Source organism: Pseudomonas sp. PVC-3-1, assembly GCF_057444315.1.
Genome location: NZ_CM172023.1, coordinates 461,041 through 473,378 on the forward strand (window position 1 = coordinate 461,041; position 12,338 = coordinate 473,378).

Annotated in this window: 9 protein-coding genes; 3 read left to right on the top strand and 6 right to left on the bottom strand. The window is 65.6% G+C overall.

The annotated features are described in order from the left end of the window. Positions 1-318: 318 nt before the first annotated feature. Positions 319-1,695: an ATP-dependent RNA helicase DbpA gene (gene dbpA / locus AC2T4A_RS02265; protein WP_416743490.1), complete on the top strand. Its 1,377-nt coding sequence runs from the start codon at positions 319-321 to the stop codon at positions 1,693-1,695. Between the two features lie 205 nt (positions 1,696-1,900). Further along, on the top strand, positions 1,901-4,096 hold the full coding sequence (yccS, locus tag AC2T4A_RS02270; protein WP_486742649.1) for a YccS family putative transporter: 2,196 nt from the start codon (positions 1,901-1,903) through the stop codon (positions 4,094-4,096). Between the two features lie 105 nt (positions 4,097-4,201). Here yccS and AC2T4A_RS02275 read toward each other — a convergent pair whose 3' ends face one another. The 6 genes from AC2T4A_RS02275 to rpmE all read right to left on the bottom strand — a co-directional run bounded on the left by AC2T4A_RS02275 (position 4,202) and on the right by rpmE (position 9,817). After that, entirely contained in the window at positions 4,202-4,936 is a 735-nt protein-coding gene (locus AC2T4A_RS02275) for a substrate-binding periplasmic protein (RefSeq protein ID WP_486742651.1), read from the bottom strand. A gap of 62 nt (positions 4,937-4,998) precedes the next feature. Further along, on the bottom strand, positions 4,999-5,772 hold the full coding sequence (locus AC2T4A_RS02280) for a phosphatase PAP2 family protein (RefSeq protein WP_416743495.1): 774 nt from the start codon (positions 5,770-5,772) through the stop codon (positions 4,999-5,001). Between the two features lie 180 nt (positions 5,773-5,952). Continuing rightward, entirely contained in the window at positions 5,953-7,221 is a 1,269-nt protein-coding gene (locus tag AC2T4A_RS02285) for a malic enzyme-like NAD(P)-binding protein (protein WP_416743497.1), read from the bottom strand. A 103-nt stretch (positions 7,222-7,324) separates the two neighbouring features. Next, on the bottom strand, positions 7,325-8,776 hold the full coding sequence (locus AC2T4A_RS02290) for a M48 family metalloprotease (protein WP_486742652.1): 1,452 nt from the start codon (positions 8,774-8,776) through the stop codon (positions 7,325-7,327). Then, entirely contained in the window at positions 8,773-9,525 is a 753-nt protein-coding gene (locus AC2T4A_RS02295; RefSeq protein WP_416743500.1) for a thermonuclease family protein, read from the bottom strand. Before AC2T4A_RS02295 ends, AC2T4A_RS02290 begins: the two co-directional genes overlap by 4 nt. A 76-nt stretch (positions 9,526-9,601) precedes the next feature. Beyond that, on the bottom strand, positions 9,602-9,817 hold the full coding sequence (gene rpmE / locus AC2T4A_RS02300; protein ID WP_024766509.1) for a 50S ribosomal protein L31: 216 nt from the start codon (positions 9,815-9,817) through the stop codon (positions 9,602-9,604). Positions 9,818-9,992: 175 nt separating this feature from the next. On the opposite strand from rpmE, the gene AC2T4A_RS02305 reads away from it, so the two are divergent. Beyond that, positions 9,993-12,254: a primosomal protein N' gene (locus AC2T4A_RS02305; protein WP_486742653.1), complete on the top strand. Its 2,262-nt coding sequence runs from the start codon at positions 9,993-9,995 to the stop codon at positions 12,252-12,254. Positions 12,255-12,338 lie beyond the last annotated feature (84 nt).

A 12,338-nucleotide genomic window follows, 5' to 3' on the forward strand; every position in this document is an offset into this window, starting at 1 on the left:
TTCTCCTTGGAACGTACTTTTTGAAAATTAGCCACGAATGGCCAGGAACTGAGTTGCAAGGAGTTACAAGGAGTCGAGCAGGACGGGGTGGAATAACCGACCGCATCAGGTCACGATCGACGGCGACCCATGCAAACACAGTGCGGAAACTCTACGACAAATATCTGCGGAAAGCGAATCTCTTAAAAAAACCGTTCATCACTGCCTGAAGAAATTCTGACGAGCGGCCTCAAACCCTTGCCATATCAGCTTCTCAGCCTCCTGAGGGTGCTCTCCTGCTACACTGCGCGGCCATATGGATTCACCCGGGCTCCCTTCGTGACCACCTCTGCATTTTCCAGCCTCGCGCTGTCGGCCGACCTGCTGGCCAACCTCGACTCTCTCGGTTATCGCGAGATGACGCCGATCCAGGCCGCCGCCCTGCCGGCAATCCTCAAGGGTCGCGATCTGATCGCCCAGGCCAAGACCGGCAGCGGCAAGACCGCGGCCTTCGGCATCGGCCTGCTCAGCCCGCTGAATCCGCGCTATTTCGGCTGCCAGGCACTGGTGCTGTGCCCGACCCGCGAGCTGGCCGACCAGGTCGCCAAAGAAATCCGCCGCCTGGCCCGCGCCGCCGACAACATCAAGGTGCTGACTCTCTGCGGCGGCACGCCGTTCGGCCCGCAGATCGGCTCCCTGGAGCACGGTGCCCACGTAGTGGTCGGTACGCCGGGGCGGATTCAGGAACACCTGCGCCGCGGCACCCTGAAACTCGATGGTCTGAACACGCTGGTACTCGACGAAGCTGACCGCATGCTCGACATGGGCTTCTACGACAGCATCGCCGATATCATCGGCCAGGCACCGGCACGCCGGCAGACCCTGCTGTTCTCTGCCACCTACCCGGATGGCATCGGCCAGTTGGCGGCTAAGTTCCTGAAGAACCCCGAGCGCGTGGAAGTGGAAGCGCTGCACGACGACAGTCAGATCGAACAGCACTTCTACGAGATCGATCCCAAGCAACGCCTCGATGCCGTCGTACGCCTACTTCAGCATTTTCGCCCGCAGTCCTGCGTCGCTTTCTGCCACACGCGCCAGCAGTGCATGGAAGTGGTGGAGCAGCTCAGTGCCCGCAAGATTTCCGCCCTGGCCCTGCACGGCGACCTGGAGCAGCGCGAGCGCGACCAGGTGCTGACCATGTTCGCCAACCGCAGTTGCAGCGTGCTGGTGGCCACCGACGTGGCCGCACGCGGGCTGGATATCGCCGCGCTGGAAGCGGTGATCAACGTCGAGCTGTCGCGCGATGCGCAGGTCCACGTCCACCGCATCGGCCGCAGCGGCCGCGCCGGCGAGAAGGGCCTGGCGCTGTCACTGGTCACCCCCGCCGAAGCCAGCCGTGCCCAGGCCATCGAAGACCTGCAGGGCTCGCCGCTGAACTGGGAACGCATCGATTTCCTCAAAGCCAACGACACTCCGCTGCTGCCGCCGATGACCACCCTGGCCATCGCTGGCGGGCGCAAGGACAAGCTGCGCCCCGGCGACATCCTCGGGGGCTTGACCGGAGACGCGGGACTGAAAGGTACCCAGGTTGGCAAGATCGCCATCTTCGACTTCCAGGCCTTTGTCGCCGTCGAGCGCGATGTGGCCAAGCAGGCGCTGAAGCACTTCAACGAAGGCAAGATCAAGGGCCGCTCGTTCAAGGCGCGCATCCTCTGAACTGATCTTCCGTAGGAGCGAGCTTGCTCGCGAACGGCGTTTACCGGCTACCTCGATGCCATGCGGTTCGCGAGCAAGCTCGCTCCTACAAAGAGCATTCCGCCACGGCTGGCAAGCAAGTGCAGCTGCGTGTCGCGCTCGCGATAGCCGCGCCCGGAGCGATCCGCTAGTCTGAGCAGCAGACATCCGGAAGTCCCGCACGCGCATGCTCTCCTCCCCACTGCTCCAGTCTCTGCGGCGCCTCTGGGCGCTGGACAAGTTCGCCTACAGCCTGCGGGTGTTCGTCGCCCTCAGCGGGGTCATGCTCACGTGCTGGCTGCAGGGCCGGCCGGAGCTGGTGATCCCGCTGTTCCTCGGCGTCATCGCCAGCGCCCTGGCGGAAACCGACGACCACTGGCTCGGCCGCCTGCAGGCACTGCTGGTGACCCTGGCATGTTTCAGCATCGCCTCGCTGGCGGTGGAGCTGCTGTTCCCCTTCCCGCTCCTTTTTGTCACCGGGCTGGCGCTCTCGACCTTTGCCATGACCCTGCTCGGCGCCCTCGGCGAGCGCTATGCGGCGATCGCCTCAGCCACACTGATCCTGTCGATCTACACCATGATCGGCGTCGACCAGCGCGGCGGCACGCCGACCGACTTCTGGCGCGAGCCGCTGCTGTTGGTAGCGGGCGCGGGCTGGTATGGCCTGCTCTCGGTGCTGTGGAACGCACTGTTCGCCAACCAGCCGGTGCAGCAGAGCCTGGCGAAACTGTTCCTCGAACTGGGCGAGTACCTGAAGATCAAGTCGACCCTGCTGGAGCCGCTGCGCCAGCTCGACGTCGAAGCCCAGCGCCTGGCGCTGGCGCGGCAGAACGGCCGCGTGGTGGTGGCGCTCAACCAGGCCAAGGAAACCATCCTTGCGCGCCTGTCCCACGGCCGGCCAAGCCCGAAGATCAGCCGTTACCTGAAGCTCTACTTCATCGCCCAGGACGTCCACGAGCGCGCGAGTTCCTCGCACTACCCGTACAACCAGCTCGCCGAAGCCTTCTTCCACAGCGACGTGCTGTTCCGCTGCCAGCGCCTGCTCAACCAGCAGGGCAAGGCATGCAAGGCACTGGCGAAAGCGATCCAGTTGCGCCATCCGTTCGACTACAACGACAGCGAACTGGCCCTGGCCGATCTCAATGCCTCGCTGGAATACCTGCGCCAGCAGGGCAATCCGGCCTGGCGCGGACTACTGCGCTCGCTCGGCGCACTGGCTGCCAACCTCACCACGCTGGACCGCAAGCTCAGTGGCGCAAGCAACCCCGACGCACTGGACGATGAGCAGGACAGCACGCTGCTGGACCGCTCACCACGCTCGTTCAAGGATGCGCTGGAGCGCATCCGCCTGCAGGTATCGCCGACGTCGCTGCTGTTCCGCCACGCCTTGCGCCTGTCGCTGGCACTGGCCGCCGGCTACGGCATGCTGCATCTGATCCACCCGACCCAGGGCTACTGGATCATGCTCACCACGGTGTTCGTCTGCCAGCCGAACTACGGCGCCACGCGCATCCGCATGGTGCAGCGGATTCTCGGTACGCTGATCGGCCTGGTGGCCGGCTGGGCGCTGATCGACCTGTTCCCCAACCCGCTGATTCAGTCGTTGCTGGCGGTGGTCGCCGGGGTCGCCTTCTTCGCCACGCGGAGCACACGCTACACCCTGGCGACGGCGGCCATCACCCTGCTGGTGCTGTTCTGCTTCAACCAGGTGGGCGACGGCTACGGGCTGATCCTGCCGCGCCTGTTCGATACCCTGCTCGGCGCGCTGATCGCCGGCATCGCGGTGTTCCTGGTGCTGCCTGACTGGCACGGGCGCAGCCTGCATCGCCTGGTCGGCGGAACGCTGGCCTGCAACAGCCGCTACCTGCGGGAAATCATGCAGCAGTACGCCAACGGCAAGCGCGACGACCTCGCCTACCGCACCGCCCGGCGCAACGCACACAACGCCGACGCGACGCTCTCCACCACGCTGTCGAACATGCTGCTGGAGCCCGGCCACTTCCGGAAGGACGCGGAGATCGGCTTCCGCTTCCTGGTGCTCTCCCACACCCTGCTCAGCTACCTCTCGGCCCTCGGTGCGCACCGCAACCAGCTGCCGCCGGATGTGAACGACGACCTCATCACCGAAGCTGCCGAGCGCCTGACCGCCAGCCTCGACGACATCGCCACGCGCCTCAACGAGCGGCGCCCGGTGGCTATCTACAGCGATGAGGAAGACGCGCTGGCCAAGCGCCTGGAAGAACTGCCCGAGGAACAGGACGACGCCCATCGCCTGGTGCAGACCCAACTGGCGCTGATCTGCCGACAGCTCACGCCGCTGCGTACCCTGGCCGCGCACCTGCTGAAGAAAGACATCGGCGCGGAACAGGCCGAAGCCGCCTGATGCCTGATGCCTGGGTAGGAGCGAGCTTGCTCGCGAACGAGCACAACTCCGGAGCTCGGGATGTTCGCGAGCAAGCTCGCTCCTACAGAAAGCTCGGCAAGGTTGCTACAGCCCGTGCTCGCGCATCAAGGCGTCGTAGCTGCCGTCTTCGTGCATCTCGCGGATCGCCTTGTTGAACGCCGCAACTATCTCCGCAGAGTGCGGGTTGTGCCGACCAACCAGGATGTGCAGGCCGTTCTCGGCCAGCGGCACCGGCAGGAATTCCAGCTGGCCCTTGAGCGCGGCGAGGTCGCCATTGAGGTGCACGCGCGCGGTGATCTCGTCTTCCAATGTCAGATCCACGCGCCCGGCCTGCAGCATCAGCGCTGCGTTGACGAAGCTGAACACCGGCACCCGCTGTAGTTTCGGGTCGTTGTTGAACGCCTCGGAATAGGCGTAGCCACGCACCATGGCAATGCGGTACGGATAGAGATCGGCCAGCCTGGCGAAGGTAATCGGAGAGCCCTGGCGCTTGATCAGACGCACGCGGTTGACCAGGTAGGGCTCGGAATAGAGAGCAAAGGCCTCGCGCTCCGGCGCATACCAGGCGTCCGCCACCAAGTCGTACTCGCCGTTCGCCACGCCGTGCAGCACTCGCGGCCAGGGCACCTCGATGTATTCACTGGCATAGCCGGCACGCTTGAGGGCGGCTTGTACCAGATGCACCGCCACGCCATTGCCCGGCAGCTGGCCGCCCGCGTAGGGCGGCCAGGGGTCCGCAGCGATGCGTAGCACGTCCCCAGCCCGCGCCGCGCTGGAAACGCACAGGAACAAGAGAATCAGCAGCAGGCGCAGCGGCATCGAGGGCGTCGTCCGGAGAGAAGCCTTCAGACTAGACGCTGCCCACGGCGCCGCGCCAATCCTCAGAACAGCATGGCCGCGCGCAGGCTCATGCCACCGCCGGTTTCCGGGACCACCGCCAGGTTGTAGCGCTCGCTTTCCGGCCCTTCGAGGAACAGGTTGTAGGTGAAGTTGGCGAAGAAATTACCCACCGCCATGCCCACCAGCACGTCGGTGGGGTAGTGCTTGTCCCCTTCCACGCGCGACAGTGCGGTCAGCCCGTCGAGGGTGTAGAGCCCGGCCTTGGCGGTGTAGCGCCAGGTTGGGTCCATGTCGATATAGTCCAGGTTGCGACGGGTGAAGCTGTTGTGCACGGCCGTCACGGCGGTGTGCTTGGACGGGAAGGAGTCATCGGGAATTCCGTCCGGTCGCTCGCGCCCGGACCATTCCTTGGCCTCCTCGACGAAACCGGTCACCGCGTAACGATCCGCCGCCAGCAGCGTCAGGTTGCGCCCGCGCCAGCTCCATTTCTCCTCGGTGCTCACATCCTTGGGCGAGGCCACCAGGGCGGTGACGACGCTCAGGCCGGTGGCCAGGTTGAGCATGCGGTCGGCGGCCTGGTTGGCGTCGCCGCCGAAGAACCAGTCGTGGTTGCTCGCCGACTTCTGCCACTTGTGGTCCCAGCCGCCCGCGGCGATCACCGCCGCGCCGGCCACCGGTGCCCAGACATCGGCGCTGGTGACGGCGCGCTGCGCCGAGTCCCCCAGCCGATCCCAGCTCATTTGTGGTGCCCCTGCGCAACCGATGAGCGCGGCGCTGGCCGCCAGGGTGGCGACTGCCAGCAAACTCCGATTCATGATGTTCCCCCATGCGCCCGGCCCGCTCCAGGACAGCGGACGCCTCAATGCATGAGCAGGGAAGCATAGTCGGGACGACTCTGAAGGCCCCTGCCTTCAGTCATTAATGGGTAACTCTTCGTTTCACTCAGCGGAAAAAGAAAAACCCCGCCGAGGCGGGGTTTTCCAGGTCAGACGGAATCAGCCTTTGAAGACGTCTTCCACCGACTGCAGCGGGTAATGCTTCGGATACGGCAGGGTCGCCACACCGGTCTCGATGGCGGCCTTGGCCACAGCATCGGAGACAACGGTAATCAGGCGCTTGTCCATCGGCTTCGGAATGATGTACTCACGACCGAACTCGATGGCGCTCACGCCATAGGCGTCGCACACGTCCTTGGGTACCGGCAGCTTGGCCAGGTCACGCAGGGCCAGGGCGGCGGCGATCTTCATTTCTTCGTTGATGCGGGTGGCGCGTACGTCCAGGGCACCGCGGAAGATGAAGGGGAAGCCCAGTACGTTGTTGACCTGGTTCGGGTAGTCCGAACGGCCGGTGGCCATGATCACGTCATCGCGGGTGGCGTGGGCCAGTTCCGGCTTGATTTCCGGGTCCGGGTTGGAGCAGGCGAAGACGATCGGGTTCGGCGCCATGCGCTTGAGGTCTTCCTGGCTCAGCAGGTTGGCGCCGGACAGGCCGACGAACACGTCGGCGCCATCGAGGGCGTCAGCCAGGGTGCGCTTGTCGGTCTCGGTGGCGAACACGGCCTTGTACTGGTTCAGGTCGTTGCGGCCGGCGTGGATTACGCCCTGGCGGTCGATCATGTAGATGTTCTCGACCTTGGCGCCCATGCTCACCAGCAACTTCATGCAGGAGATGGCGGCAGCGCCGGCACCCAGGCAGACGATCTTCGCGGACTCGAGCTTCTTGCCGGCGATTTCCAGGGCGTTGAGCATGCCGGCGGCGGTCACGATGGCGGTGCCGTGCTGGTCATCGTGGAAGACCGGGATGTCGCACTGCTCGATCAGCGCGCGCTCGATCTCGAAGCACTCGGGTGCCTTGATGTCTTCCAGGTTGATGCCGCCGAAGGTGATGGAGATGCGCTTGACGGTATCGATGAAGGCCTGCGGGCTCTCGGCGTCGACTTCGATGTCGAACACGTCGACACCGGCGAAGCGCTTGAACAGCACGCCCTTGCCTTCCATGACCGGCTTGGAGGCCAGCGGGCCGAGGTTACCCAGGCCGAGAATGGCGGTGCCGTCGGAAATGACCGCGACCAGGTTGCCCTTGCCGGTGTACTTGAAGGCCAGTTCCGGATCACGCGCGATTTCGCGCACCGGCTCGGCGACGCCCGGGCTGTACGCCAGCGACAGGTCGCGGGCGGTGACGGTCGGCTTGGTCAGCTCGACGCTCAGTTTACCGGGGCGGGGTTGGGCGTGATATTCGAGGGCAGCGGTCTTGAGATCAGACATTTGGGCACTTCCGCTTTTGTTGCTTGTTGGACAGACGGGGACCCGAGCATACGCACAAACCCCGCACCTGCCAAGGTAGCCCAAGCCCCTGCTGTCAAGACCTCTAGCGTACGACTTTCAGCCAATCGCCCGATTTTGGCTGACCAGTTGGATACAAGTCATTCAATAAACGTATACGATTTATTGAGTCAGTTTCCGGTCCGGATTCTGCCTTCGCGAACTGCTCGACAGTCTGCCCGGATTTGACCTGAACGACGGCGATCCGGCGCGGTTGCGCAAGTTTCTGCTCGTCCGCACGCATCGGCCGGAAGCTGCGGATGACCTGCATGAAGTGGTCGTCCTCGCTCTCCAGCGAGGCGCGACCTTTGACCACACCGATGAACAGGTAGGCGTGGTCCTTCTGGTAGATCACCGCGGCGCGCCGGGCCGGATTGCCCGGTACCACGCCAGTGGCGACGTCCAGGCCGTTCTGCTGGAAACTTTCTTCGTTCGATAACCGCCCACCAGTGCCCTTGCGCAGGTATTCCGCCGGGGTCAGCTGGCCTTCCCGGGGCACCAGCTTCATGCCGATGTAGGCCTGTTGGTCAGCGGTGTAGCCCACTAGCGCGGTCGGCTGGTTGAGGATGCCCCAGCCGGCCGGATAGGTCAGGGTGAAGTCCAGCTCCGAATGGTAGAAGCTCTGCCCGCGGCGCACGCCACTGGCAGCGGAGTCGCCGAAGGGCATGCCGTCGATTGCCTTCAGGTAACGTTCCGCGCCGATCTCGTGCTGGCTATTGGCAGCCAGGGCCTGCGCGGGGCCGATGACCTGCTTGAGGCGCTGGTCGTTGTCCGGATGGGTATCGAACAGGCCGTGATAGCCGACCGGCTGGGCGGCCTGGCCCTTGCGCGCGGCCTCATCGCGGGCGAAGTCTTCCTGGTTCTTCAGCACTCGCACCACCTGGATCATGGCAGTGGGATCGTAGCCGGCGCGGGCCAGGTACTTGGCGCCCAGGCCGTCGGCCTCCAGCTCCATGTCGCGGCCATAGCCACGCACGAAGGCGGTGCCGAGCACGTTGGTGAGGTCGGCTGCGGCGCCAACGCCGGTGCCGATGGCCACGGCCTGGCCAAGGATGCCCCAGGCACTGGACTGGCTCTGCTGCTTGACGCTATGCCGGGCGGTGACGTGGCCGACCTCGTGGCCGAGCACGGCGGCCAGCTCCGCTTCGGAGCCCAGATAGGCCATCAGCCCGCGGTGGATATAGATGTAGCCGCCGGGCAGAGCGAAGGCGTTGATGTCGGGGGTGTCGATGACGGTGAAGTGGTACTGCAATTGCGGACGGTCGCCGGCGCGGGCCACGCGCTCACCGACCTGCTGCACGTAGGCCTGCAGCTTCGCATCCTCGTAACGCGGGTACTGCTTGCTGATCTCCTGGCTGTACTTCTGCCCCATCTCCAGTTCGCTCTGCTCGCTCATCATCACGAAGTCAGTCTTGCCGGTGGCGGGGTTGGTGGCGCAGCCGCCGAGAACACTCAGCAGCGCCAGCAGGGTCAGAATTCCGAACGAGCGCAAGCTCATGGCAATACCTCCATCATCGCCGGGTCGGTCACAGGCAGCATCCAGCGCGCCTGTCCGGGTTTCACGCCACCACGCGCGGAGCGGTCGATGACCCAGCCGCGCGCCTCTATCTGCCGCCCCTTGAGATCGCGCAGAGTGGCATCGTCGAACTGCCTGAGCAGCCTGGCTTCGATGCGCAGCACCAGCGGGCCGTCAAGATCGATCCACAGGCCGCCGCGATTGCGTTGCACCTGCTCGACCCGGCCGCGCACCACTGCAAAGCCGCTGTCATGAATCTGTTGCGCCGTCTGCACCGGTGACTGCTTCCACAAACCCAGCTTGGCGCTACGGGCCTGGCGCTCAGCGGCCTGCTGGCAAGCGGTGAGATCCGTATTCGGGGCAATAGCTACAAGGTAGCCCAGGCCCTCGGCGAGCAGACGAGATTCGAGGTTATTACCCAGAGCGTCATAGGCATGGGCCAGGGTGCGGCCGTACTTGTCCTTGCCCTGCCGACCGGCAACCAGACTGACCTCGCCGTCATTGGCGGCCACCAGTTGCTGCAGGCGGCGCTGGGCGGCAACGGCAAAGGGTTCTTCGGAGCGGCCATGATGAGCCAGTTCCGGAGCGTTGACGCCGATCAGGCGGACACTGCGGCCGTCGGCCAGCTTGAGCGTGTCGCCGTCGACCACCCGTGCCACGCGCACCGTCTCGGGCGACGAAGGCTTCGGGCAACCAGCGGCGCTGGCGTCCAGGGAAAAAAGGACGGCCATAAAAAAGGCGCCCACAAGGGACGCCTTTTTCGAATTACCGTGAAAAACCATCGTGGGCCTTTCCCGGAAATCGATCTTACTTCTTGCCGCCGAACATGGCGAAGCGCTGGTTGAAGCGGTCGATACGGCCGCCGGTGTCCAGAACTTTCTGCTTACCGGTGTAGAAGGGGTGGCACTCGGAGCAGACGTCCAGGTGAATGCCCTTGCACAGGGTGGAACGGGTCTTGATCACGTTGCCACAGCTGCAGGTAGCTTCGATGTCTTCGTACGCGGGATGGATTTCCGGTTTCATGGTCTCTTCCTCTCGGTGGTGTGCCGCCACCCAGTCTCTGGCAGAAGCCGAGCCACGGCCATCAAGGACCGCGGGCGGGATCTTTTACCGGGCACCGCACGCAAATTAAGGGCGTGGATCATACCAGAGATCGCTTTCAACGCAAGATCAGGCATGACCGACCGTCGCATCGCCCATGCTACCATCCAGCGCTCCCCGCCGCCCCGGAATCCGTCGCGTGCCCACACCCTCCATCCTGCGTCTCGCCCTGCCTTCGCCGCTGCGCCGCCTGTTCGATTACCTGCCTCCGCGCGGGGTCGACGTCACACGCCTGCAGCCCGGCGTGCGCCTGCGCGTGCCGTTCGGCCGCCGCGAGATGGTCGGCGTGCTGGTGGACAAGGTGGAAAGCTCCGACGTCCCGGCGGACAAGCTGCGCCCGGCCCTGGCCGTGCTCGATCGCGAGCCGCCGATGCCGGCGCACCTGCTGGAGTTGTGCCGCTGGACGGCGCAGTACTACCAGCACAGCCTGGGCGACACCTTTTCCTGGGCACTGCCCAACCTGCTGCGCCAGGGCGACCCGGCCGAGGCGCGCCAACAGCGCTTCTGGCATGCCGAGCCCGGCGCCCGCGAGGAAGACCCGCGCCTGGCCCGCGCGCCGCGCCAGCGTGAGACGCTGAAGATCCTCAAGCAGCACCCCCACGGCGTCGCCCACGACCTGCTCAGCCAATTACAGATCAACAAGGACAGCCTCGACCTTCTGCAGGAAAAGGGGCTGGTCACACTGGAGGTGCGCGTCCATAGCGTGCCGCCGCACCACGGCCCGTGGCTGGCGCAGGCGGAACTGCCGCTGAACGCCGAGCAACGCGCCGCCTTCGAGGCCGTGCGCGCCGGCTTCGGCAGCTTCCACAGCTTCCTGCTCGCTGGCGTCACCGGCAGCGGCAAGACTGAGGTCTACCTGCAACTGATCCGCGAGGCCCTGGAAGCCGGCAAGCAGGCATTGGTGCTGATCCCCGAGATCAACCTCGGCCCGCAGACCCTGAGCCGCTTCGAGCGCCGCTTCAACGCGCGTATCGCGCTGCTGCACTCGGCGCTGACCGACCGCGAGCGCCTCGATGCCTGGCTCGCCGCACGCGATGGCGAGGCGGACATCGTCATCGGCACCCGCTCGGCGCTGTTCACCCCGCTGAAAAACCCGGGGCTGATCATCATCGACGAGGAGCACGACGCCTCCTATAAACAGCAGGAAGGCCTGCGCTACCACGCCCGTGACCTGGCCATGGTGCGCGCGCGGCTGGAGAACGTGCCGATCCTGCTGGGCTCGGCCACGCCGGCGCTGGAAAGCCTGCACAACGCCCAGAGCGGCCGCTACGGCCTGCTGCGCCTGACCCAACGTGCCGGCGGTGCGCACCAGCCAAAGTTCCAGCGCCTGGACGTGAAGAGTCTGCCGCTGGATTCAGGCATTTCCATGCCGCTGCAGCGTTCGATCAAGGAAACCCTGGCCGCCGGCCAGCAGGTGCTGGTCTACCTGAACCGCCGCGGCTTCGCCCCGACCCTGCTATGCCACGACTGCGGCTGGATCAGCCAATGCCCGCGCTGCGACGCACGGATGACCGTGCACCAGGGCAGCGGCGAGTTGCGCTGCCACCACTGCGACCATCGTGAGCGGCCACCGCGCAACTGCCCGAAATGCGGCACGGTGGACCTGCGCCCGGTCGGCGCCGGCACCGAGCGCGCCGAAGAGCGCCTGCGCATCCTCTTCCCCGATTACCCGGTGCTGCGCATCGACCGCGACAGCACCTCGCGCAAGCACGCCATGCGCGACCTGTTCGCCACCATCAACAAGGGCGAGCCGTGCATCCTGGTCGGCACCCAGATGCTCGCCAAGGGGCACCATTTCCCACGCGTCACCCTGGTGGCCATCCTCGATGCCGATGGCGGGCTGTTCTCCGCCGATTTCCGCGCCAGCGAACGCATGGCCCAGCAGATCGTCCAGGTCGCCGGCCGCGCCGGGCGCGCCGAGGAACCGGGCCGCGTGCTGATCCAGACCCACCTGGCCGACCACCCGCTGCTGGTGCAGCTCACCGAACAGGGTTACTTCGCCTTCGCCGAGCAGGCACTCACCGAGCGCCGCTCCGCCAGCCTGCCGCCCTTCTCGCACCTCGCGCTCTTGCGCGCCGAGGCGCACAAGCCGGGACAGGCCGAGGGTTTCCTCGACGAAGCCTGTGCCGAAGCGGAGCGCCTGCAGGCCACGCTCGGCCACGACGTGGAACTCCTCGGCCCGGTGCCGGCTCCCATGGAACGCCGCGCCGGCCGCTACCGCGCCCAGCTGTTGCTGATGAGCACCGCCCGCGCGCCACTGCACCGCCTGCTGACGCCCTGGCTGCAGACGCTCGAAGGCATGCCCAGCGGGCGCCAGGTGCGCTGGTCGCTGGACGTCGATCCCATCGATCTGTTCTGACAAACCCTGCCACGACGACGGAACCGTCCTACATTGACTTCCATCAGCCGCGACGGATGGCACAGCGGCGAGACTGAACTTGGA

Coding starts and splice junctions, on each gene's coding strand:
- yccS (WP_486742649.1), top strand. CDS start 1,901: ATGCTCTCCTCCCCACTGCTCCAGTCTCTGCGGCGCCTCTGGGCGCTG.
- AC2T4A_RS02275 (WP_486742651.1), bottom strand. CDS start 4,936: ATGCCGCTGCGCCTGCTGCTGATTCTCTTGTTCCTGTGCGTTTCCAGC.
- AC2T4A_RS02280 (WP_416743495.1), bottom strand. CDS start 5,772: ATGAATCGGAGTTTGCTGGCAGTCGCCACCCTGGCGGCCAGCGCCGCG.
- AC2T4A_RS02285 (WP_416743497.1), bottom strand. CDS start 7,221: ATGTCTGATCTCAAGACCGCTGCCCTCGAATATCACGCCCAACCCCGC.
- AC2T4A_RS02290 (WP_486742652.1), bottom strand. CDS start 8,776: ATGAGCTTGCGCTCGTTCGGAATTCTGACCCTGCTGGCGCTGCTGAGT.
- AC2T4A_RS02295 (WP_416743500.1), bottom strand. CDS start 9,525: ATGGCCGTCCTTTTTTCCCTGGACGCCAGCGCCGCTGGTTGCCCGAAG.
- rpmE (WP_024766509.1), bottom strand. CDS start 9,817: ATGAAACCGGAAATCCATCCCGCGTACGAAGACATCGAAGCTACCTGC.
- AC2T4A_RS02305 (WP_486742653.1), top strand. CDS start 9,993: ATGCTACCATCCAGCGCTCCCCGCCGCCCCGGAATCCGTCGCGTGCCC.